At 60.1% G+C, this 20,641-nt stretch carries 26 protein-coding genes; 11 read left to right on the top strand and 15 right to left on the bottom strand.

Annotation, left to right across the window (positions count from 1 at the left end; genetic code table 11):
* Nucleotides 1-2: 2 nt before the first annotated feature.
* Nucleotides 3-1,277, top strand: coding sequence for a uracil-xanthine permease family protein (locus tag HBO19_RS01040; RefSeq protein WP_169950858.1), 1,275 nt, complete (start codon nt 3-5; stop codon nt 1,275-1,277).
* Between the two features lie 130 nt (nt 1,278-1,407).
* Here HBO19_RS01040 and hisC read toward each other — a convergent pair whose 3' ends face one another.
* From hisC to HBO19_RS00990, 10 genes are all read right to left on the bottom strand, one after another.
* Entirely contained in the window at nt 1,408-2,460 is a 1,053-nt protein-coding gene (gene hisC, locus HBO19_RS01035) for a histidinol-phosphate transaminase (RefSeq protein WP_170056741.1), read from the bottom strand.
* 3 nt (nt 2,461-2,463) lie between these two features.
* A complete protein-coding gene (gene hisD / locus HBO19_RS01030; RefSeq protein WP_169950862.1) occupies nt 2,464-3,780 on the bottom strand; it encodes a histidinol dehydrogenase in 1,317 nt (438 codons plus the stop codon).
* Nucleotides 3,781-3,907: 127 nt separating this feature from the next.
* On the bottom strand, nt 3,908-4,543 hold the full coding sequence (gene hisG / locus HBO19_RS01025; RefSeq protein ID WP_003188599.1) for an ATP phosphoribosyltransferase: 636 nt from the start codon (nt 4,541-4,543) through the stop codon (nt 3,908-3,910).
* Nucleotides 4,544-4,699: 156 nt separating this feature from the next.
* On the bottom strand, nt 4,700-5,965 hold the full coding sequence (murA, locus tag HBO19_RS01020) for a UDP-N-acetylglucosamine 1-carboxyvinyltransferase (RefSeq protein WP_029291769.1): 1,266 nt from the start codon (nt 5,963-5,965) through the stop codon (nt 4,700-4,702).
* A 23-nt stretch (nt 5,966-5,988) separates the two neighbouring features.
* The gene (locus tag HBO19_RS01015) at nt 5,989-6,228 is read right to left on the bottom strand and encodes a BolA family protein (RefSeq protein WP_010567702.1); all 240 of its coding nucleotides are present in this window, start codon (nt 6,226-6,228) and stop codon (nt 5,989-5,991) included.
* A 114-nt stretch (nt 6,229-6,342) separates the two neighbouring features.
* A complete protein-coding gene (locus HBO19_RS01010; RefSeq protein WP_169950867.1) occupies nt 6,343-6,648 on the bottom strand; it encodes an STAS domain-containing protein in 306 nt (101 codons plus the stop codon).
* Entirely contained in the window at nt 6,645-7,298 is a 654-nt protein-coding gene (locus tag HBO19_RS01005) for an ABC transporter substrate-binding protein (protein WP_169950869.1), read from the bottom strand. Before HBO19_RS01005 ends, HBO19_RS01010 begins: the two co-directional genes overlap by 4 nt.
* A gap of 11 nt (nt 7,299-7,309) precedes the next feature.
* Complete coding sequence (mlaD, locus tag HBO19_RS01000) at nt 7,310-7,777, bottom strand: outer membrane lipid asymmetry maintenance protein MlaD (RefSeq protein WP_076963541.1); 468 nt, start codon at nt 7,775-7,777, stop codon at nt 7,310-7,312.
* Nucleotides 7,777-8,574, bottom strand: coding sequence for a lipid asymmetry maintenance ABC transporter permease subunit MlaE (mlaE, locus tag HBO19_RS00995; protein ID WP_170056740.1), 798 nt, complete (start codon nt 8,572-8,574; stop codon nt 7,777-7,779). Before mlaE ends, mlaD begins: the two co-directional genes overlap by 1 nt.
* On the bottom strand, nt 8,574-9,383 hold the full coding sequence (locus HBO19_RS00990) for an ATP-binding cassette domain-containing protein (RefSeq protein WP_038443322.1): 810 nt from the start codon (nt 9,381-9,383) through the stop codon (nt 8,574-8,576). The genes mlaE and HBO19_RS00990 overlap by 1 nt, the downstream gene beginning before the upstream one ends.
* Before the next feature lie 288 nt (nt 9,384-9,671).
* Between HBO19_RS00990 and HBO19_RS00985 the strand changes: the two genes are divergently transcribed.
* The 10 genes from HBO19_RS00985 (at nt 9,672) to HBO19_RS00940 (ending at nt 16,682) form a co-directional block, all read left to right on the top strand.
* Nucleotides 9,672-10,646 carry a KpsF/GutQ family sugar-phosphate isomerase gene (locus HBO19_RS00985; RefSeq protein WP_169950873.1) on the top strand — a complete coding sequence of 325 codons (975 nt, stop codon included), beginning with the start codon at nt 9,672-9,674 and terminating at the stop codon, nt 10,644-10,646.
* On the top strand, nt 10,647-11,171 hold the full coding sequence (locus tag HBO19_RS00980) for an HAD family hydrolase (protein ID WP_032860082.1): 525 nt from the start codon (nt 10,647-10,649) through the stop codon (nt 11,169-11,171). It abuts the gene before it with no gap.
* 8 nt (nt 11,172-11,179) lie between these two features.
* Complete coding sequence (gene lptC, locus HBO19_RS00975; RefSeq protein WP_170056739.1) at nt 11,180-11,752, top strand: LPS export ABC transporter periplasmic protein LptC; 573 nt, start codon at nt 11,180-11,182, stop codon at nt 11,750-11,752.
* Nucleotides 11,739-12,272, top strand: coding sequence for a lipopolysaccharide transport periplasmic protein LptA (gene lptA / locus HBO19_RS00970; RefSeq protein WP_169950877.1), 534 nt, complete (start codon nt 11,739-11,741; stop codon nt 12,270-12,272). Before lptC ends, lptA begins: the two co-directional genes overlap by 14 nt.
* Nucleotides 12,272-12,997: an LPS export ABC transporter ATP-binding protein gene (gene lptB, locus HBO19_RS00965; protein ID WP_029291791.1), complete on the top strand. Its 726-nt coding sequence runs from the start codon at nt 12,272-12,274 to the stop codon at nt 12,995-12,997. Before lptA ends, lptB begins: the two co-directional genes overlap by 1 nt.
* Nucleotides 12,998-13,181: 184 nt before the next feature.
* Nucleotides 13,182-14,675, top strand: a complete 1,494-nt coding sequence (locus HBO19_RS00960; protein ID WP_169950879.1) for an RNA polymerase factor sigma-54 — start codon at nt 13,182-13,184, stop codon at nt 14,673-14,675.
* Between the two features lie 75 nt (nt 14,676-14,750).
* Nucleotides 14,751-15,056, top strand: coding sequence for a ribosome-associated translation inhibitor RaiA (raiA, locus tag HBO19_RS00955; RefSeq protein WP_032860085.1), 306 nt, complete (start codon nt 14,751-14,753; stop codon nt 15,054-15,056).
* A gap of 12 nt (nt 15,057-15,068) precedes the next feature.
* Nucleotides 15,069-15,533 (top strand): PTS IIA-like nitrogen regulatory protein PtsN, encoded by a 465-nt coding sequence (gene ptsN, locus HBO19_RS00950; protein WP_029291796.1) that lies wholly within the window; start codon nt 15,069-15,071, stop codon nt 15,531-15,533.
* A gap of 2 nt (nt 15,534-15,535) precedes the next feature.
* Nucleotides 15,536-16,393, top strand: a complete 858-nt coding sequence (rapZ, locus tag HBO19_RS00945) for an RNase adapter RapZ (RefSeq protein WP_169950881.1) — start codon at nt 15,536-15,538, stop codon at nt 16,391-16,393.
* A 16-nt stretch (nt 16,394-16,409) separates the two neighbouring features.
* Nucleotides 16,410-16,682, top strand: a complete 273-nt coding sequence (locus tag HBO19_RS00940; RefSeq protein ID WP_170041742.1) for an HPr family phosphocarrier protein — start codon at nt 16,410-16,412, stop codon at nt 16,680-16,682.
* 121 nt (nt 16,683-16,803) lie between these two features.
* On the opposite strand, the gene HBO19_RS00935 is transcribed toward HBO19_RS00940, so the two are convergent.
* From HBO19_RS00935 to HBO19_RS00915, 5 genes are read right to left on the bottom strand one after another with little or no spacing between them, the layout of a single operon-like run.
* Entirely contained in the window at nt 16,804-17,697 is an 894-nt protein-coding gene (locus tag HBO19_RS00935; protein WP_169950885.1) for a ZIP family metal transporter, read from the bottom strand.
* Nucleotides 17,698-17,728: 31 nt separating this feature from the next.
* On the bottom strand, nt 17,729-18,340 hold the full coding sequence (locus tag HBO19_RS00930) for a superoxide dismutase (protein ID WP_169950887.1): 612 nt from the start codon (nt 18,338-18,340) through the stop codon (nt 17,729-17,731).
* A 1-nt stretch (nt 18,341) separates the two neighbouring features.
* Nucleotides 18,342-18,785, bottom strand: a complete 444-nt coding sequence (locus HBO19_RS00925; RefSeq protein WP_170056738.1) for a hypothetical protein — start codon at nt 18,783-18,785, stop codon at nt 18,342-18,344.
* 27 nt (nt 18,786-18,812) lie between these two features.
* Entirely contained in the window at nt 18,813-20,189 is a 1,377-nt protein-coding gene (locus HBO19_RS00920; RefSeq protein ID WP_169950891.1) for a class II fumarate hydratase, read from the bottom strand.
* A complete protein-coding gene (locus tag HBO19_RS00915; protein WP_169950894.1) occupies nt 20,182-20,577 on the bottom strand; it encodes a FagA protein in 396 nt (131 codons plus the stop codon). The genes HBO19_RS00920 and HBO19_RS00915 overlap by 8 nt, the downstream gene beginning before the upstream one ends.
* Nucleotides 20,578-20,641 lie beyond the last annotated feature (64 nt).

The following is a 20,641-nucleotide window of genomic DNA, read 5'->3' as shown; positions in this document are numbered from 1 at the left end:
GCATGCAGGATGAATTCAACGACCCGCTTTGGCGCCAGATCCTGTCTGGCGCACAAATGCTCTTCGTAGCATTTGGCGCGCTGGTGTTGATGCCACTGATCACAGGTCTTGATCCAAACGTTGCGCTGTTTACCGCAGGCCTGGGCACATTGCTGTTCCAGGTCGTCACGGGGCGCCAAGTGCCGGTGTTCCTGGCCTCGAGCTTTGCCTTTATCACCCCGATCATTCTCGCCAAGGGCCAATTCGGCCTTGCGGCGACCATGGGCGGGGTGATGGCGGCGGGTTTCGTCTACACCTTCCTCGGCCTGGCCGTGAAGATCAAAGGCACCGGTTTTATCGACCGGCTGCTGCCGCCCGTGGTGATCGGACCGGTGATCATCTCCATCGGCCTGGCCATGGCGCCGATTGCCGCGAACATGGCAATGGGCAAGTCGGGCGACGGTGCCGAGTTGATCCACTACCAGACGGCAATGCTGATCTCGATGCCGGCGCTGCTGACCACGCTGATCGTGGCCGTATTCGGCAAGGGCATTTTCCGCCTGGTGCCGATCATTGCCGGGGTGCTGGTGGGTTTTGGCATGTCGTTCTACTTTGGCGTGGTCGACACCGCGAAGATCGCCGCCGCCCCGTGGTTCGCCCTGCCCCACTTCACCGCGCCGGAATTCAACTGGCAGGCGATTCTGTTCATCGTCCCGGTAGCCCTGGCACCGGCCATTGAACACATCGGCGGCGTGATTGCCGTGGGTAGCGTGACCGGTCGCGATTACCTGAAAAAGCCCGGCCTGCATCGCACGCTATTGGGCGACGGCATCGCCACCACCACGGCTGGCCTGTTCGGCGGCCCGCCCAACACTACCTACGCCGAAGTGACCGGCGCGGTGATGCTGACCAAGAACTACAACCCGAAAATCATGACCTGGGCGGCGGTATTTGCCATCACCCTGGCCTTTGTCGGCAAGTTCGGCGCGCTGCTGCAGAGCATTCCGGTGCCGGTGATGGGCGGGATTCTGTGCCTGCTGTTCGGTTCGATTGCGGCGGTGGGGATGAACACCTTGATCCGTCACAAGATCGACCTGGGGGAGGCGCGCAATCTGGTGATTGTGTCGGTGACCCTGGTGTTCGGGATAGGTGGTGTGCTGATCGGCACCGGCACTGGCCCGGACGATTTCGGCCTCAAGGGCATCGCCCTGTGCGCGGTGGTAGCGATTGGCCTGAACCTGCTGCTGCCGGGCAATGATGGCTGGAAGCACAAGAAGCCGGACGAGCCGTTGCTCTGAAGGTTAGGGACTGTCGGTGTTGCTGATGGCCTCATCGCGGGCAAGCCCGGCTCCCACATGGGAACGCATTCCAATGTGGGAGCCGGGCTTGCCCGCGATGAGGCCAGTCCAGCCAATATAGATCTAAGGCTTAAAGATCGCCCAAGCCATCGATCAACGCCTGGTTCTGCTCAGGCGTACCGATGCTGATCCGCAGGAACTGGGCAATCCGCTCCTGCTTGAAGTGCCGCACGATCACCCCTTGCTCACGCAGCTTGGCCGCCAGGCTGGCCGCGTCGTGCCGTGGGTGGCGGGCGAAGATGAAGTTGGCAGCCGACGGCAGCACTTCAAAGCCTTTGTCCTGCAACTGCGCAACCACCTTCTCGCGGCTGTCGATCACCAATTGGCAGGTCTTCTCGAAGTATTCACGATCTTCAAAGGCCGCCGCCGCGCCGACAATCGCCAGGCGATCCAGCGGATAGGAGTTGAAGCTGTTCTTGACCCGCTCCAGCGCCTCGATCAGGTCCGGATGCCCCACCGCCAGGCCTACCCGCAAACCGGCCAGTGAGCGCGATTTGGAGAGGGTCTGGGTGACCAGCAGGTTGGGGTAGCGATCCACCAGGCTGATGGCGGTTTCGCCGCCGAAGTCGATATAGGCCTCATCGACCACCACCACCGAATCCGGGCTGGCCTTGAGCAGCTGCTCCACCGCGTCCAGCGCCAGCACGCAGCCGGTCGGCGCGTTCGGGTTGGGGAAGATGATCCCGCCGTTGGGCTTGGCGTAGCCCGCCACGCGGATCTGGAACTGCTCGTCCAGCGGCACCGGGGCCGAGGTGATGCCATACAGGCCGCAGTACACCGGGTAGAAGCTGTAGCTGATATCCGGGAACAACAGTGGCAGGTCGTGCTGGAACAGACCGTGGAAGATATGCGCCAGGACTTCGTCGGAACCGTTACCGAGGAAGACCTTGCTTCCATCCACCCCGTAGTACTTGGCCACGGCCTGCTTGAGCAGGTCGCTGTTGGGGTCCGGGTACAAACGCAGGTTGTCGTTCAACTCGGCCTGCATCGCCGCCAGGGCCTTGGGCGACGGGCCATAGGGGTTTTCGTTGGTGTTGAGCTTGACCAGCTTGGTCAGCTTCGGCTGCTCGCCGGGCACGTAAGGCACGAGGTCCTTGACGAAAGGGCTCCAGAATTTGCTCATGTCTTACTCCCCCTTGACGATGCGGTATTCGGCGCTGCGGGCGTGCGCGCTCAACGATTCACCACGGGCCAGCACCGAGGCGGTCTTGCCTAGCTCGGAAGCACCTTGTGGCGAGCAAAAGATGATCGACGAGCGCTTCTGGAAGTCATACACCCCCAGCGGCGACGAAAATCGCGCAGTGCCCGAGGTCGGCAACACGTGGTTGGGGCCGGCGCAGTAGTCACCCAGGGCTTCGCTGGTGTGGCGGCCCATGAAGATCGCACCGGCGTGGCGAATCGATGGCAGCCAGGCCTGTGGGTCGGCCACCGACAGCTCCAAGTGCTCAGGGGCAATGCGGTTGGCCACTTCGATAGCCTGTTCCATGTCCCGCACCTGGATCAGCGCACCCCGGCCATTGATCGACTTCTCGATAATCTCGGCGCGGTCCATGGTCGGCAGCAACTTGTTGATGCTCGCCGCCACCTTGTCGAGGAACTCGGCGTCGGGGCTGACCAGGATCGCCTGGGCGTCTTCGTCGTGCTCGGCCTGGGAGAACAGGTCCATGGCGATCCAGTCCGGATCGGTCTGGCCGTCGCACACCACGAGGATTTCCGAAGGGCCGGCGATCATGTCGATCCCGACTTGGCCAAACACATGGCGCTTGGCGGTGGCGACATAGATGTTGCCGGGGCCGACCACCTTGTCTACTTTCGGCACGCTTTCGGTGCCATAGGCCAACGCGGCGACGGCCTGGGCGCCACCGATGGTAAACACGCGGTCAACGCCTGCGATGCAAGCGGCAGCCAGCACCAGTTCGTTGATTTCACCGCGCGGGGTCGGGACCACCATGACCACTTCGGTCACGCCCGCAACTTTGGCGGGAATGGCATTCATCAGCACCGACGACGGGTACGAAGCCTTGCCGCCTGGCACGTACAGGCCGGCGCGGTCCAGGGGCGTGACTTTCTGCCCCAGCACCGTGCCATCAGCCTCGGTGTAGCTCCAGGAATCCTGCTTCTGTTTTTCGTGGTAGCTACGCACCCGCGCGGCCGCGACTTCCAGGGCTTCACGCTGGGGCGCGGTGATGCGCGTCAGGGCCAACTCCAGGCGTTCGCGGGGCAGGATCAGGTCGGCCATGGACTTGACGTCCAGGCCGTCGAACTGGCGGGTAAAGTCCACCAGCGCCGCATCGCCGCGCTCACGCACGGCCTTGATGATGTCGAGCACCCGCTGGTTGACCGAGTCGTCGGACACACTTTCCCAGCTCAGCAGATGATCCAGATGATGGGCGAAATCCGGGTCGGCAGCGTTGAGTCGGGCAATTGCAGTGGACGTGGTCATAGCGAGGGCCTCAATAGTATTGGCAAAAACTCAGGCGCCCTAAACTAGCAGTCGTTTCCGCTTGGGCACCTGAGAATTCTGGCTATGAGGCGGATAGACGGGCGCGACCTAGGGCCGCGCAGGTGAGTCAACCGCGGTGTCGAGACTCCACTGCCTTGCGCAGGGTGTCGATCAACGCCTGGATCCGGGCGTGCTGCATTTTCATCGAAGCTTTGTTGACGATCAGGCGGGAGCTGATGTCAGCGATAAAGTCCTGGGGTTCCAGGCCGTTGGCGCGCAGGGTGTTGCCGGTGTCGACCACGTCGATGATCTTGTCGGCCAGGCCGATCAGCGGTGCCAGTTCCATCGAGCCATAGAGCTTGATGATATCGACCTGGCGGCCTTGCTCGGCGTAATAACGCTTGGCGACGTTGACGAACTTGGTGGCCACCCGCAGGCGGCCTTTTGGCTCGACGTCACCGACACGACCGGCAGTCATCAGCTTGCACAGGGCGATACGCAGGTCCAGCGGCTCGTACAGGCCCTGGCCGCCGTATTCCATCAACACGTCTTTACCGGCGACACCAAGGTCGGCGGCGCCATGTTCCACGTAGGTCGGCACGTCGGTAGCCCGCACGATCAACAGGCGAACGTCGTCCTGGGTCGTGGGGATGATCAGCTTGCGGCTCTTGTCCGGATTCTCGGTCGGCACGATGCCCGCTTCAGCCAGAAGCGGCAAAGTATCGTCAAGGATGCGGCCCTTGGACAGTGCGATGGTCAACATGGGAAACGTCAGTCCTTCATCAGGCTATTGCTGTCCGGTCGCAAACGGCGCCAGACACAGATCGAGGCCATTACAGCCTCGATTTGAAACAAATTCAGCCAAGGCGTGCCTGTGCACACCTCGGGCGGGCGCTTCCCTGCGCCCGAGCAGTGGGGACTAGCCCGGTACGCGGCGAATTTTTGCGCCGAGCATCTGCAGTTTTTCTTCGATGCACTCGTAGCCACGGTCTATGTGGTAGATGCGATCGATCAGGGTGTCGCCGTCAGCGCACAGCGCCGAGATCACCAGGCTAGCCGAAGCCCGCAGGTCGGTGGCCATTACTGGCGCGCCCTTGAGCTGCTCGATACCGGTGACGATGGCTGTGTTGCCTTCGACCTGGATCTTGGCGCCCATGCGGTGCAGTTCGTACACGTGCATGAAGCGGTTCTCGAAGATGGTCTCGATCACAGCACCGGTGCCTTCGGCAATCGCGTTCAGGGAGATGAACTGCGCCTGCATGTCGGTCGGGAACGCCGGGTACGGAGCGGTACGCACGTTGACGGCTTTTGGCCGCTTGCCGTGCATGTTCAGCTCGATCCAGTCTTCGCCGGTGGTGATTTCGGCACCCGCTTCGCGCAGTTTTTCCAGGACCGCTTCCAGGATGGTCGGATCGGTATCCTTGACCTTGACGCGACCACCGGTGACGGCAGCAGCAACCAGGTAGGTACCGGTCTCGATACGGTCCGGCATGACCTTATAGGTAGCCGAGTGCAGGCGCTTCACACCGTCGATGGTGATGGTGTCGGTGCCGGCGCCAGTGATGTTGGCACCCATGGCGATCAGGAAGTTGGCCAGGTCGACCACTTCCGGCTCGCGCGCGGCGTTTTGCAGGACGCTGCGGCCGTTGGCCAGGGCAGCGGCCATCATGATGTTCTCGGTACCGGTCACGCTGACGGTATCAAAGAAGAAGTTCGCGCCACGCAGGCCGCCTTCCGGCGCCTTGGCCTTGATGTAGCCGCCTTCGACGTCGATGGTTGCACCCATGGCTTCAAGGCCACGGATGTGCAGGTCCACCGGCCGCGAACCAATGGCGCAACCGCCAGGCAGTGCCACTTCGGCTTCGCCGAAACGGGCAACCATCGGGCCCAGTACCAGGATCGAGGCACGCATGGTTTTCACCAGTTCGTACGGGGCGATCAGGGTCTTGATGGTGCGCGGGTCGATTTCGACCGACAGCTTCTCGTCGATCACCGGCTCAATGCCCATGCGACCGAACAGCTCGATCATGGTGGTGATGTCGTGCAGGTGCGGCAGGTTGGCTACGGTAACCGGGCCATCACACAGCAAGGTAGCAGCCAGGATCGGCAAGGCCGAGTTTTTAGCCCCGGAGATACGGATTTCGCCATCAAGACGGGCACCGCCGGTAATAATCAATTTATCCATAAGAATCTCGACGCCTTGGGGGCTCAGGTGCGCTCGGCCCAGGCCGCGCGGCTGAAAAATTTCATAGTGACCGCATGGATGCTGCCATCGGTGATCCACGGGTTCAAATGGGCATAGATCTGCTGCTGACGCTTGACCGGGCTCAATGCCGCCAGTTCATCGCTAATCACGTTCAGCTGGAAATTGCAGCCTTCGCCTTCAACTGCAACCTCAGTATTCGGCAGCTTTCCTTCAAGGAAGCTTTTAACTTCTAGGGCCTGCATGCTCAACCTCTATCGGCGCCCAGTGCGCGCGGGTCGCACATCATACAAAAAAGCCCCGCGCCTGCGAACCCCGCATAGCAGGACTCTGACGGGGGGCTTCTTCAATAATGTGTATTAAGGATGCGCCAACAGCTCGGCCAGACCGCAAACCTGGGCAATTTCCCGCATATCCTCGGGTAATGCACGAATACTGGCAGGTTTGTTGACCGCCGCGGCGTCGCGTAGGAAACACAGGAGCAATGACAAGCCAACACTGCTGGACTTCACCACCGCCGAGCAGTCGATAACCACTGCCGACGCAGTGCTGGCATTGATCAGCGCCTGGCCCTGCTTGCGCAGGGCCGGCCCGGTGCTGTAGTCGAGCACGCCACTCAAGAGCAGCTCGCCGGCCTGGCCTTGACGAACAGCCGACTCAGTCATGGGGCCTGCTTCTCTGCAGCTTCTTCGGTCACTTCCTTGGCCTTGGCCACTTCGCCGGCCCAACCATCGATGGTCTTGTCCAGGTCGTTGCCATTGCGCTGCATGGCATCGGCGAACTGGTCACGGAACAGCTTGCCGATGTTGATGCCGTTGATGATCACGTTGCGCACTTTCCATTCACCGTTGATTTTCTCGAGGGTGTAGGAAACCGGGTAGATCGAGCCATTGTTGCCCTTGACCTGCATATCCACGCTGGTACGGTTGCCGGACTCATCCTTGGCCGGAGATACGACGATACCCTGGTTGTTGTATTCCAGCAGGGCGTTGCCGTAGAACTGCATCAGGCTGCGCTTGAAGTTTTCCTGGAAGCGCTGCATCTGCGCAGGCGTGGCCTTGCGCGAGTACTTGACGGTCATGATGCTGCGGGAGATGCCATCAGCATCGACCACCGGGCCCACGATACCGTTGAGGGCATCGTAGAACGCGCTTGGGCTCTGCTTGTACTGCTCTTTGTTTGCGGCAAGGTCAGCCAGCAGCTCTTTGGTGGTTCTATCAATTATGTCGTGCGCCGAAGGCGCTGCCACGGCGTTAGCCATCAATGGCAAGGCTGCCAACAGCACCAACAGGCCACGTCGCAAGGTTGAGATCATGAACAAACTCCTCATTTGGCGTCTTTACTAACCGTATTAAGCAGGAATTTACCGATCAGGTCCTCCAGCACCAACGACGACTGTGTGTCATGAATGGTCGAACCATCCTTGAGCAAGGCTTCTTCCCCGCCCACGCTGATACCGATGTACTTCTCGCCCAGCAGACCCGCCGTGAGGATAGACGCCGTGGAGTCAGTCGGCAGGTTATCTACCTTCTTGTCCAGTTGCAGGGTCACTCGGCCGGTGAAGCTGTCGCGGTCCAGATCGATTGCCGTGACCTTGCCGATGGTCACACCGGCCATGGTCACTTTGGATCTGACCGTCAAACCGGCGATATTGTCGAAGTAGGCGTAAAGTTTATAGGTGTCGGCGCTGGAGCTGGCCGACAAGCCGCTGACTCGCAGGGCAAGCAACAGTAAAGCCAGGATGCCAGCCAGCAAGAAAAGGCCGACACCGATTTCCACAGTGCGGTTTTGCATCAGAAATCTCCAAACATCAAGGCGGTCAAAATGAAGTCAAGACCCAGTACCGCCAGCGAGGCGTACACAACGGTCTTGGTGGTGGCACGACTGATCCCTTCTGAAGTGGGCTCACAGTCATAGCCTTGGAATACGGCGATCCAAGTCACGACGAAGGCGAAGACGATGCTCTTGATAATGCCATTGAGCACGTCACCGCTGAACGTCACGCTGTTTTGCATGTTGGCCCAGTAGGAGCCGTCGTAGACCCCCAGCCAGTCCACTGCCACCCATGAGCCACCCCAGATCCCGACCACGCTGAAAATCATCGCCAGCAGAGGCAGGGAAATGAAGCCGGCCCACAGGCGCGGGGCAACGATGTACTTGAGCGGGTCCACGCCGATCATTTCCAGGCTGGACAACTGCTCGGTGGCCTTCATGTTGCCGATCTCCGCAGTCAACGCAGAACCGGCGCGCCCGGCAAACAGCAACGCGGTGACCACCGGCCCCAGTTCACGCAGCAGCGTCAGCGCAACCATCTGCCCCACCGCCTGCTCGGAACCGTAGCTGGACAGGATATTGAAGCCCTGCAACGCCAGCACCATGCCGATGAAAACCCCGGAGACCACGATGATCACCAGGGACATCACGCCCACCGAGTGCAACTGCTTGAGCAGCAAGCCAAAACCGCCGCCGATACTGCCGCGGCCCAGCAAGGCGTGAAACAGGAAAATCGTCGAACGCCCGAGCACTTCGACAATGTCGATGCCGGAACGACCGAAAAGGCGAACCTTCTCGATTAAAGATGTCTTGCGCATCAGCGCTTCCCCAGGAGATCTGCGCGGTAATCCGCTGCCGGAAAATGAAAAGGCACCGGGCCATCAGGATCGCCGGTCATGAATTGGCGAATGCGCGGGTTATCAGCGTTCATCAGCTCTTCAGGCGTGCCCTGGCCCAATACCTGGCCATCGCCGACCACATAGAGGTAGTCGGCAATGCTCGCGGTTTCGGCCAGGTCGTGGGAAACCACGATACTGGTGATGCCCAGCGCATCGTTGAGCAGGCGGATCAGGCGCACCAGTACACCCATGGCGATAGGGTCCTGGCCGACGAACGGCTCGTCATACATGAGGATCTGCGGATCGAGCGCAATCGCCCGCGCCAGGGCGACACGCCGCTTCATACCGCCGGAGAGTTCATCTGGCATCAGGTCGATGGCACCGCGAAGGCCGACGGCCTGCAGCTTCAACAAAACAATGTCACGAATCATTTCTTCGGACAGCTGGGTGTGCACCCGCAGCGGGAACGCGACGTTTTCGAAAACATCGAGGTCGGTGAACAGAGCACCGCTCTGGAACAGCACCCCCATGTGCTTGCGCGCATCGAACAAGTCGCTGCGCGACAGGGTCGGCAGGTTCTGGCCATTGACCCAGACTTCCCCGGCAGTCGGACGCAACTGCATGCCCATCAGGCGCAGCAGGGTCGTCTTGCCGCAACCGGAAGGGCCCATGATGCCCGTCACCTTGCCGCGGGGAATGCGAATATCGACATTATTGAAGATGCTGCGCGTACCGCGCTTGAAGGAAAGGCCCTTCAGCTCGACCGCGTAGGCGTTATCGGCACTCATCTAAACTCCTTGGGATGCAGCTTCTCACTCAGACACCATGCTTGGGACAACTGCTTGCGACAGTTAGACACATGTGCGCTGCGCGGACCGAACTGGCGGCGAACTATATCACTGCTGACGTAGAGCGCCCAAGGCCGCAGCAGCGCTTGTTCAGAAACAGGACAGGTAAAAAGCGCATTTGGGACTGATCTCACTCTCTAGAAGAACAACAGCTGACGAACTTGCGTGAGGGAATTGCTCAATCCCGCTATAATCGCCGACTTTTCGTCAGGCTATACGATTTCAGACATGAGCCAATCCAACGACCTTATTCAATCCGCACAACGCACCATCCGCCTCGAGCTTGAAGCCGTAGAAGGCTTGCTGGCCCATATCGACGCAGATTTCGTACGCGCCTGCGAGATGATCCTGGCCAGTAAAGGCCGGGTTGTCGTGGTCGGCATGGGCAAGTCAGGCCATGTCGGCAACAAGATTGCCGCCACCCTGGCGAGCACCGGCACCACGGCTTTTTTCGTGCACCCGGCCGAAGCCAGCCACGGTGACATGGGCATGATTACCCGCGACGACGTGATCGTCGCCCTGTCCAACTCCGGCACCACCAACGAAATCGTGACCCTGCTGCCCCTGATCAAGCGCCTGGGCATCAAGCTGATCAGCATGACCGGTAACCCGGACTCGACGCTGGCCAAGGCCGCCGAAGTGAACCTGAACGTGCATGTGACCCATGAAGCCTGCCCACTGAACCTGGCGCCGACCTCCTCCACCACCGCCGCCCTGGTCATGGGCGACGCGCTAGCCGTAGCCCTGCTGGAAGCCCGTGGTTTTACCGCCGAAGACTTCGCCTTTTCCCACCCGGGTGGCGCCCTTGGCCGTCGCCTGCTGCTGAAAGTGGAGAACGTCATGCATGCTGGCGATGAGCTGCCACAGGTACAGCGCGGCACCCTGCTCAAGGACGCGCTGATGGAAATGACCCGCAAGGGCCTGGGCATGACCGTGATCCTCGAGGCCGACGGGCGCCTGGCCGGGGTGTTCACCGACGGCGACCTGCGTCGCACCCTGGACCGCACCATCGATATCCATACCGCGACTATCGATCAAGTCATGACCCCCCACGGCAAGACCGCCCGCGCCGAAATGCTCGCGGCGGAAGCCCTGAAGATCATGGAAGATCATAAAATCGGCGCCCTGGTGGTGGTCGATGATGCCGATCATCCGATTGGCGCCCTGAACATGCACGATTTGCTGCGCGCAGGAGTGATGTAAATGAGCAACGACCTGTTGCAACGGGGCAAGGCCATCAAACTGGCAATTTTCGATGTGGACGGCGTGCTGACCGATGGCCGCCTGTACTTCCTCGAAGACGGCAGTGAATTCAAGACGTTCAACACGCTGGACGGCCAGGGCATCAAGATGCTGATGGCCTCTGGCGTGCAAACCGCGATTATCAGTGGTCGCAAGACCCCGGTCGTGGAACGCCGCGCACAAAACCTGGGGATTCCTTACCTGTATCAGGGCCGCGAGGATAAACTGGTGGTCCTGGATGAGCTTCTTGGGAAACTCAACCTAAGCTATGAGCAGGTCGCCTATCTGGGTGACGACTTACCTGACTTGCCGGTGATTCGCCGCGTCGGCCTGGGCATGGCGGTGGCCAATGCCGCGTCATTTGTTCGCGAACACGCCCACGGCATTACCCAGGCCCGTGGCGGCGAAGGTGCCGCGCGCGAGTTCTGCGAGTTGATCCTGCGCGCCCAGGGCAGCCTTGAAGCGGCCCACGCCGCCTACCTATAGAGCCTTCTATGCTGAGCAAAAAGATTCGCAACTTCCTGATATTCGCAGCCATCGCCGCGCTGTTCCTCGCGGTGGGCTACTGGAATATCAGCCCGGAGCGCTTCCTCGACCAGCCTGTCGCGCAGGTCGACCAGGGCGCCATCGACTATTACGCCACCAACGCCTACAGCGTGCAGTTCCTGCCAGACGGCAAGGTGCAGTACGAAATGACGTCGGACAAGGTCGAACACCTGAAGGCTTCGGAGGTCACACTGCTGACCAATCCGGACCTGAACCTGTATCGCGGCACCGAATTTCCGTGGCACGTCACCAGCAAGCGTGGCGAGGTCAACCCGGACGGTACCGAAGTGGAGCTGATCGACTCGGTGCGTGTTGCCCGCACTGACGCCCAGAACCGCGACACCATTATTACCAGCAGTCGCATGACCGTATTCCCACAGAAGCAATATGCGCAGACCGAGCAAGACGTTAGAATCGACGGCGCTGGCGGTGTATCGACTGGCAAGGGAATGAAAGCGTATTTGAAAGAAAGCAGGATACACCTGCTATCGAACGTAAGAGGACAGTATGAGGCTCGTTAAAACCCTCCCTATTTTGCTCGGTCTGGGCGCAGCACTGGGAAGCGTGAGCGCCTGGGCTCTGCCGAACGATAGCCAGCAACCGATCCACATTCAGGCTGACGATGCGCAGTTGGATGACAAACAAGGTATCGCGACCTACAAGGGCGACGTAATCATCACTCAAGGCTCGATGAAGATTACCGGCAATACCGTGACCCTGACCCGCACCCCGGCTGGCGACATCGACGTCGTGACCTCGGTGGGCAACCTGGCCTATTTCGAGCAGCAACAGGCGGCGACCGACCCAGCTCCGATCAAGGGCTACGGCGTGACCATCCAGTACCATGCCCCGCAGAATCGCATCGTACTGACCGACCGCGCCAAAGTGATCAGCAGTGACGGCAACTCGACCGAAGGCGAGAAAATCGTCTACGACACCGTCAAGCAGGTAGCCACTGCCGGCCGCGCCAATGGCACCAAGGTCACTGCGCCACGTCCGCGCATCGACATGGTTATCCAGCCGAAGAAGAAGGCCCAGTAATGGCAACCCTGAAAGCCCAGCATCTGGCCAAGGCCTATAAAAGCCGTCAGGTCGTGCGCGACGTCAGCCTGTCGATCGACAGCGGCCAGATCGTCGGCCTGCTTGGCCCCAACGGTGCCGGCAAGACCACCTGCTTCTACATGATTGTCGGCCTGGTCCAGGCGGACCAGGGTCGCGTATTGATCGACGACCTGGACGTCAGCCACCAGCCCATGCACGGTCGTGCACGGGCCGGGATCGGCTATCTCCCCCAGGAGGCGTCGATCTTCCGCAAACTGTCGGTGTCCGACAACATCATGGCGATCCTTGAAACCCGCAAGGAACTGGATCGCGACGGACGCCGCCAGGAGCTGGAAAGCCTGCTCCAGGAGTTCCACATCAACCACATTCGCGACAACCTCGGCATGAGCCTGTCCGGCGGCGAGCGCCGTCGCGTGGAAATCGCCCGCGCCCTGGCCACTGCACCGAAGTTCATCCTGCTGGATGAACCCTTCGCCGGTGTCGACCCGATTTCGGTAGGCGACATCAAGCAGATCATCCATCACCTCAAGGCCAAGGGGATCGGCGTACTGATCACCGACCACAACGTGCGTGAGACCCTGGATATCTGCGAAACCGCCTACATCGTCAACGACGGCCAACTGATTGCCGAAGGCGACTCCGCCACCATCCTGGCCAACGAACTGGTCAAGGAAGTGTACCTGGGGCACGAGTTCCGCCTGTAAGCGCTGGGGTGTCAGGACATTCGCCATCAGGCGCGGGAGTCAATAAAAACCTCATTATTTTTATTGTTACCGCGCTCTAGGCAAAGCCCCCGATATCAGGCATATAATTTGCTTATGTTTGGCGCTCACGCGCCCTGTCGTGGATGGCGCATTGCGCCGGCGAATAAGGTGTTAAGCCCCTGCCATGAAACCATCGCTAGTCCTGAGAATGGGCCAGCAGCTGACGATGACACCGCAGCTGCAACAGGCCATCCGCCTGCTCCAATTGTCGACCCTGGACCTGCAACAGGAAATCCAGGAGGCCCTGGAGTCCAACCCGATGCTCGAACGCCAGGAAGAAGGCGACGACTTCGATAATGCCGACCCGCTGGCCGACAACATAGAGCAAAAACCCAACACTGACGTCCAGGAACCGTCCTACCAGGAAACCGCACCCACGGTGGATAACCTGGAAGAAGGCGAATGGAACGAACGCATCCCCAATGAACTGCCGGTGGATACGGCCTGGGAAGATGTCTACCAGACCAGCGCCAGCAGCCTGCCCAGCAACGATGATGACGAGTGGGACTTCACCACCCGCACCTCCGTCGGCGAAAGCCTGCAGAGCCACTTGCTGTGGCAACTGAACCTTGCCCCGATGTCCGACACCGATCGCCTGATCGCCGTGACCCTGATCGACTGCATCAACAATCAGGGCTACCTGGACGAAACCCTTGAAGAAATCCTCGAGGCCTTCGACCCGGAGCTGGATATCGAGCTGGACGAAATCGAAGCCGTCCTGCACCGCATCCAGCAGTTCGAGCCTGCCGGCATTGGCGCGCGCAACCTCAGCGAGTGCCTGTTGCTGCAATTGCGCCAACTGCCCGCCAAGACACCGTGGCTGACCGAGGCCCAACGCCTGGTCACCGATTACATCGACCTGTTGGGCAGCCGCGACTACAGCCAGCTGATGCGCCGGATGAAGCTCAAGGAAGATGACCTGCGCCAGATCATCGAACTGGTACAGAGCCTCAACCCGCGCCCAGGCTCGCAGATCGAGTCCAGCGAAGCCGAATATGTCGTACCTGACGTAATTGTGCGCAAGGACAACGAGCGCTGGCTGGTGGAACTGAACCAGGAATCGGTGCCACGCCTGCGGGTCAACCCGCAGTACGCAGGCTTCGTGCGCCGGGCCGATACCAGTGCCGACAACACGTTCATGCGCAACCAGTTGCAGGAAGCACGCTGGTTCATCAAGAGCCTGCAAAGCCGCAACGAGACCTTGATGAAAGTGGCCACCCAGATCGTCGAGCATCAGCGCGGCTTCCTGGAGTACGGCGACGAAGCGATGAAGCCGCTGGTACTGCATGACATTGCCGAGGCTGTCGGCATGCATGAATCGACTATTTCCCGGGTCACTACGCAGAAATTCATGCATACCCCACGGGGTATATATGAGCTGAAATACTTTTTCTCCAGCCACGTCAGCACCTCCGAGGGCGGCGAATGCTCGTCCACGGCGATCCGCGCGATCATCAAAAAACTGGTTGCGGCGGAAAATCAGAAAAAGCCGTTGAGTGACAGCAAGATCGCTGGTTTACTGGAAGCACAAGGCATTCAGGTCGCCCGTCGAACCGTCGCCAAGTACCGCGAGTCCCTTGGGATCGCGCCTTCCAGCGAGCGTAAGCGGTTGATGTGACGGGCAGGCCACAGCGTTCCAGTGGCGGGTATCCCTACCCGCCGCTTTATGCACTGGCAACGAAGGAGAAGCTGTATGCAAGTCAACATCAGTGGACACCAACTGGAAGTGACCGAACCGCTGCGCGCCTACATCAGCGAAAAACTCAAACGAATTGAGGGGCATTTCGACAAGATCACCAATGTGCAAGTCATCATGTCTGTCGAAAAGCTGAAGCAGAAAATCGAAGCCACCTTGCGTATACCCGGCGGGGAAGTAGTCGCCAATGCAGAGCATTCAGACATGTATGCCGCCATTGACGACCTGACCGACAAGCTGGATCGCCAAATCAAAAAGCATAAGGAAAAGCAGCAGAGCCTTCTTCAAGGCACAGGCCGCTAACACTCCCCCCCCATGATTCGACTTGAAACCATCCTGACCCCCGGCCGTTCCCTCGTGAACGCGCCGGGCGGCAGTAAAAAGAAAGCCCTCGAACAGATTGCCAACCTGATCAGCCGCGAAGTGCCTGAACTGGTGATGCAAGACGTGTATGAGGCCCTGATCGCCCGTGAAAAACTTGGCTCGACCGGTTTTGGCAACGGCATCGCTATTCCTCATTGCCGCCTCAAAGGCTGTGAAACACCGGTAAGCGCCCTGCTGCACCTGGACGCCCCCACTGATTTCGACGCCATCGATGGCGCTCCGGTTGACCTGCTGTTCGTCCTGCTGGTCCCGGAAGCGGCCACCGATGCACACCTGGAGCTGCTCCGGCAGATCGCCAGCATGCTCGACCGTGAAGAAGTACGTAAGAAACTGCGTAGCGCCAGCACCAATGAAGCGCTGTATCAGGTTGTCCTAGATGAGCAAAGCGGGCAGTAATCATGCGTTTGATCATCGTCAGCGGGCGTTCCGGCTCAGGTAAAAGTACGGCCCTCAATGTGTTAGAGGACAACGGCTTCTATTGCATCGACAACTTGCCGGCTGGCCTCCTGCCCGAGCTGGCTGAGCGCGCGCTGATCCATACCGAACTGGCGCAACCGTTGGTGGCCGTTTCGATCGATGCACGCAACCTACCCAGCCACCTCACGCGATTCCCGGAATTGCTTGAAGAGGTACGTGCCAAGCATATTCATTGCGACGTGCTGTACCTGGACGCCGACGAAGAAACGCTGCTCAAGCGCTTCTCGGAGACCCGTCGCCGCCACCCGCTGAGCAGCCCACACCGCTCGCTGGCCGAAGCCATCGAAGACGAGACCAAGCTGTTGGGGCCGATCATCGATTTGGCCGACCTCAAGATCAATACCACTAGCCTGAACCTTTACCAGCTGCGTGACGCCATCAAGCTGCGCCTGCTGAACCAACCGGAACCGGGCACGGCCTTCCTGGTTGAATCCTTTGGTTTCAAGCGGGGCATGCCGGTAGACGCCGACCTGGTATTTGACGTGCGTTGCCTGCCCAACCCTTATTGGAAGCCGGAACTGCGCGATCAGTCCGGGCTGGACCTACCGGTTGCCGAGTACCTGGCGGCGCAACCGGATGTGGAAGAGATGTTCCAGGACATCTCCAGCTACCTGCTCAAGTGGCTACCGCGCTTTGCCGCCAGCAACCGGGCCTACGTCACCATCGCTATCGGCTGTACCGGCGGGCATCACCGCTCCGTCTACCTGACCGAGCGGCTGGGCCAGGTCTTGCAGAAAACCCTCAAGAATGTCCAGGTTCGCCACCGCGACCTCAGCTGAAAGGAACACCTTCGCGATGCCCGCTCTGGAAATTGAAATCATCAACAAACTGGGCCTGCATGCCCGCGCGTCGGCTAAATTTGTCGGGGTAGCGGGCCAGTTTCCTTGCCAGGTGCGTGCCGGGCGTACACCGGAGTCCATGGTCGATGGTAAAAGCATCATGGCCATGATGATGCTCGCCGCAGGCAAGGGCACCAAGATTCATCTGAAGACCGAAGGTGAGCAGGAGCAGGAAGCGCTGGATGCGCTGGTGAAGCTAATCAACAATTACTTCGATGAAGGCGAATAGCCCCTGTACGGGCTTGCGTGGGAGCTGGTTTGCCTGCGATAGCATCACCTCGGTCTAGACGAAAAACCGGGGTGCCTGCATCGCAGGCAAGCCAGCTCCTACATTGGGTTTGCGCTAGGCATCAGCCCAGCGCTGTATCCATTGCCATCATCAGGCAAAACCCAATGCACAACCCCAGGCTGGCGAGCTTGTCATGACCATTGCGGCGCGACTCGGGGATCACTTCATGAGTCACCACCAATAGCATCGCCCCCGCCGCCAGGGCCAGGCCCAAAGGCAGCAGCATCTCGGCCAGGCTGACCAACCAGGCACACAACACGGCAAACACCGGCTCCACCAGCCCGGATGCCGCGCCGATCAAGAAGGCCTTGACCCGCGACATCCCCGCCCCAGCCAACACCAACGCGATCACCAACCCTTCCGGTACATCCTGCAAGGCGATGCCCATGGCCAGGCTGTCGGCATCGGGCATGCCGCCCCCCGCCGAGACGCCCACCGCCATGCCTTCGGGGATGTTGTGGGCAATGATGGCAAATACAAACAGCCAGATGCGTGGTGGAATTACCGGTTTGTCAGGGGTGCCAACCAGCAGCTCCGGACTGGCACCGGAGACCTTGCGGTCCACCAGGAACAGGCCGAAGGCGCCCAGCATGATGCCGAAGCTGATCAGGCCGCTGGACGCCCAGGGGCTGAGCCCCAGGTTTTCAGCGGCGGCAATCCCCGGCACGACCAGCGAAAACGCGGTCGCCGCCAACATCACGCCAGCGCCAAACCCCAGCAGTGTGTCGCTGACCGCCAACGGCATCCGCCGGATCACCAGTACCGGCACCGCGCCCAATGCAGTGCCCAGGGCACAGATTGCGCCACCTTGCAGGGCACGCAGGATCCGCGGCTCGAGGTTCAGCCAGGCCAGCCCGTGGGCCACCAGCAATGCAGTTCCAGCCAATAGCAGCAGCGAGCCAAACGCATAGCGGAACATTCGTACGCTGCTGATCGCCAGTGTTTCAGTGCCCATAGTCGGCCTTAGGTCTTGTTATGAGAGGGCATTAAGCCAGTGCAGCCTGGTAGCGCTCAGCGACTTCCGGCCAGTTGATAACACTGTAGAAAGCGTTGATGTATTCAGGACGGCGGTTCTGATACAGCAGGTAGTAGGCGTGCTCCCAGACGTCCAGACCGAGGATCGGCGTATTGCCGTTCATCAACGGGCTGTCCTGGTTACCACTGCTCTCGACCACCAGGGTCTTTTGCGGGGTCACGCTCAGCCAGGCCCAACCACTGCCGAAGCGGGTCAGCGCAGCTTTGGTGAAGGCCTCCTTGAAGGCATCAAAGCCACCCAACTGTGCATCAATCGCCTGGCCCAGGGCACCTTCGGGCTTGCCGCCGCCCTTGGGCGACATGACCGCCCAGAACAACGAGTGGTTGGCATGCCCGCCCCCCTGGTTGATCACCGCTGCGCGCAGTTTTTCCGGCAGTTGCTGGACGCTGGAGACCAGTTTCTCGATGGGCCAGCCGGCGAACTCGGTGCCTTCGACGGCGGCATTGAGGTTGTTGATGTAGGTCTGGTGGTGCTTGGTGTAGTGGATTTCCATGGTTTGCGCATCGATATGCGGTTCCAGGGCGTCGTAGGCGTAAGGCAAGGCAGGCAAGGTGTAGGACATATCAATGTGCTCCATAGAAAGGGCTGTTGCGGGTCGGCGCATCCGTCTGCGCCGTATTGCTGCCCAGCAAGCGATGGGTACGGGGGTACTCGCCGTGATCGCTGATGAAATTCAACAGTTCGACGTAGGTCTTGCTGCTCTGGCGCAAGGCTGCCTCGCGCAATGCTTGAGGCAGCCGGGTGTCCTGCATGGTCTGCAGCAAGCGCTGGTGAATGGCGCAGAGGTATTCGGCGCTTTCTTCAGGCTGGTTCAGGCGCAGATGCAGGTCCGCCAGGTTGTGATGGGAAATGACGCAGGCCGCCACCGCCTCGTCGGCATCACCCCAGCGCTCGAACAACACTTGGGCCAGGGCCAGGGCTTGCAGGTAATGCTCGCGGGCATCCACCAGTTCGCCTTGCACAAAGCAGCGATTGGCCCGTTCGATCGTGCGTTTCCAGTGCTCCATGGTGAGCCTCCAAAGCAGGGTCGGTAATTACACGCCACCCGCCGTGAGCTTTTCCGGGTCCAAGAGGACTTCCAGTTGGCTGCGGGGCAGGTCGGTGTGCTCGAGCGCCACATCAATCACCGGCCGGCCTTGTTGATAGGCTTTCTTGGCGATTTCAGCGGCCTTTTGGTACCCAATGATCGGGTTGAGTGCGGTGACCAGGATCGGGTTGCGCGACAGCGCTTCCTTGAGCTTGGGTTCGTTGACCTTGAAGCTGGCGATGGCCTTGTCTGCCAGCAGACGACTGGAGTTGGCCAACAGCTCCAGGCTGCTGAGCAGGTTCTGGGCGATGATCGGCAGCATCACGTTGAGTTCGAAGTTGCCGGACTGACCGGCGATGGTGATTACGCTGTCATTGCCGATCACCTGTGCCGCAACCATTGCGGTGGCCTCTGGAATCACCGGATTGACCTTGCCCGGCATGATCGACGAGCCTGGTTGCAGGCCTTCGAGCTCGATTTCACCGAGACCGGCGAGTGGGCCGGAGTTCATCCAGCGCAGGTCGTTGGCGATTTTCATCAGCGACACGGCAATGGCCTTCAGTTGGCCGGAGACGGCGACGGCGGTGTCCTGGGAGCCAATCAGAGCAAACAGGTTCGTACCCGGTGTGAACTGCACCTGGGTCAGGCTGCTCAACTGCTGGCTGAAACGCGCCGCAAACTCAGGGTGCGCATTGATCCCGGTACCTACCGCAGTACCGCCCTGGGCCAGGGCCTGCAGGCTTGGCAACAAGCCCTGCAAGTGAGCGATATTGGCCTTGAGTTGCTGCGCCCACCCTTCGAGAACCTGGCTCATGCGTACAGGCATGGCGTCCATCAGGTGAGTGCGCCCGGTCTTGATGAACGGATGAACCTCTACCGCCTTGCGCTCGATCACCTCAACCAGGTGCAGCAATGCCGGCAACGTCTGTTCATGCAACACCAGCGCGGCGCTGACGTGAATGGTGGTCGGGATGATGTCGTTGCTGCTTTGCCCACAATTGACGTGGTCATTAGGGTTGACCGGTTCGCCCAACAGGCGGCTGGCCAGGGTCGCAAGCACTTCGTTGGCATTCATGTTGGAGCTGGTGCCGGAGCCGGTCTGGAAGATATCCACAGGGAAGTGCTGCATGAAGTCACCTTCCAGCAAACCCTGGGCGGCGTCGACGATGGCTTTGCCCTGGCTTGCACTGATCTGCTTGAGATCGACGTTGGCCTTGGCGGCCGCGGCCTTGGCCAGGATCAGGGCACGGATGAACTGGGTCGGCATGCGCTGGTGGCTGATCGGAAAGTTATCCACCGCACGCTGGGTTTGTGCGCCATACAACGCGTCGGCCGGCACTCGCAGTTCGCCCATGCTGTCGCGTTCGATACGGGTATTACTCATCGGAAGATCCTTGCACCAAGTCGGAGTGAGAAATCGAAGGTTGCAGTTCGCAAGTCGCCAATTGCCAGGCAAAGGTCTGCCAGCGCTTGAGGCGACAGGCGCAGTGAGAGAGGTTTTCCAGGTCGCGCAGCGGGCGCCAGGCCTGGTCCAGGCACGTGGAGCGCCAATGCCAGGGCAAGGCGATATCGGTGGCGGTATCGATCAGCAGGCGGAACGAGGTCTCGGCGATGGTCCACGGGTGCGTAGCCGTGCAGCAGGCCAGGTAGCGCCCCTCGTTCAGATAATGCTCGATCAGGCGCGGCTCGTCAGGGTTGAGCCCACAGCGAATCTGGCGACTCATCCAGCGCCAGCTTTCCAGGTAGGGATCCTCGTGCAGGACAGAACTCATGATCCACGCTCACTCGATAATGATATTTATTATTAAATGATATTGAGAATCAAAACAAGCTCTT

Source organism: Pseudomonas sp. WS 5021 (assembly GCF_012985535.1).
GTDB lineage: Bacteria > Pseudomonadota > Gammaproteobacteria > Pseudomonadales > Pseudomonadaceae > Aquipseudomonas.
Note: the sequence above shows the minus strand (reverse complement) of the source record. Positions and strands in the feature narration are given on the sequence as shown.

Coding starts and splice junctions, on each gene's coding strand:
- HBO19_RS01040 (WP_169950858.1), top strand. CDS start 3: ATGCAGGATGAATTCAACGACCCGCTTTGGCGCCAGATCCTGTCTGGC.
- hisC (WP_170056741.1), bottom strand. CDS start 2,460: ATGAGCAAATTCTGGAGCCCTTTCGTCAAGGACCTCGTGCCTTACGTG.
- hisD (WP_169950862.1), bottom strand. CDS start 3,780: ATGACCACGTCCACTGCAATTGCCCGACTCAACGCTGCCGACCCGGAT.
- hisG (WP_003188599.1), bottom strand. CDS start 4,543: ATGTTGACCATCGCACTGTCCAAGGGCCGCATCCTTGACGATACTTTG.
- murA (WP_029291769.1), bottom strand. CDS start 5,965: ATGGATAAATTGATTATTACCGGCGGTGCCCGTCTTGATGGCGAAATC.
- HBO19_RS01015 (WP_010567702.1), bottom strand. CDS start 6,228: ATGCAGGCCCTAGAAGTTAAAAGCTTCCTTGAAGGAAAGCTGCCGAAT.
- HBO19_RS01010 (WP_169950867.1), bottom strand. CDS start 6,648: ATGACTGAGTCGGCTGTTCGTCAAGGCCAGGCCGGCGAGCTGCTCTTG.
- HBO19_RS01005 (WP_169950869.1), bottom strand. CDS start 7,298: ATGATCTCAACCTTGCGACGTGGCCTGTTGGTGCTGTTGGCAGCCTTG.
- mlaD (WP_076963541.1), bottom strand. CDS start 7,777: ATGCAAAACCGCACTGTGGAAATCGGTGTCGGCCTTTTCTTGCTGGCT.
- mlaE (WP_170056740.1), bottom strand. CDS start 8,574: ATGCGCAAGACATCTTTAATCGAGAAGGTTCGCCTTTTCGGTCGTTCC.
- HBO19_RS00990 (WP_038443322.1), bottom strand. CDS start 9,383: ATGAGTGCCGATAACGCCTACGCGGTCGAGCTGAAGGGCCTTTCCTTC.
- HBO19_RS00985 (WP_169950873.1), top strand. CDS start 9,672: ATGAGCCAATCCAACGACCTTATTCAATCCGCACAACGCACCATCCGC.
- HBO19_RS00980 (WP_032860082.1), top strand. CDS start 10,647: ATGAGCAACGACCTGTTGCAACGGGGCAAGGCCATCAAACTGGCAATT.
- lptC (WP_170056739.1), top strand. CDS start 11,180: ATGCTGAGCAAAAAGATTCGCAACTTCCTGATATTCGCAGCCATCGCC.
- lptA (WP_169950877.1), top strand. CDS start 11,739: ATGAGGCTCGTTAAAACCCTCCCTATTTTGCTCGGTCTGGGCGCAGCA.
- lptB (WP_029291791.1), top strand. CDS start 12,272: ATGGCAACCCTGAAAGCCCAGCATCTGGCCAAGGCCTATAAAAGCCGT.
- HBO19_RS00960 (WP_169950879.1), top strand. CDS start 13,182: ATGAAACCATCGCTAGTCCTGAGAATGGGCCAGCAGCTGACGATGACA.
- raiA (WP_032860085.1), top strand. CDS start 14,751: ATGCAAGTCAACATCAGTGGACACCAACTGGAAGTGACCGAACCGCTG.
- ptsN (WP_029291796.1), top strand. CDS start 15,069: ATGATTCGACTTGAAACCATCCTGACCCCCGGCCGTTCCCTCGTGAAC.
- rapZ (WP_169950881.1), top strand. CDS start 15,536: ATGCGTTTGATCATCGTCAGCGGGCGTTCCGGCTCAGGTAAAAGTACG.
- HBO19_RS00940 (WP_170041742.1), top strand. CDS start 16,410: ATGCCCGCTCTGGAAATTGAAATCATCAACAAACTGGGCCTGCATGCC.
- HBO19_RS00935 (WP_169950885.1), bottom strand. CDS start 17,697: ATGGGCACTGAAACACTGGCGATCAGCAGCGTACGAATGTTCCGCTAT.
- HBO19_RS00930 (WP_169950887.1), bottom strand. CDS start 18,340: ATGTCCTACACCTTGCCTGCCTTGCCTTACGCCTACGACGCCCTGGAA.
- HBO19_RS00925 (WP_170056738.1), bottom strand. CDS start 18,785: ATGGAGCACTGGAAACGCACGATCGAACGGGCCAATCGCTGCTTTGTG.
- HBO19_RS00920 (WP_169950891.1), bottom strand. CDS start 20,189: ATGAGTAATACCCGTATCGAACGCGACAGCATGGGCGAACTGCGAGTG.
- HBO19_RS00915 (WP_169950894.1), bottom strand. CDS start 20,577: ATGAGTTCTGTCCTGCACGAGGATCCCTACCTGGAAAGCTGGCGCTGG.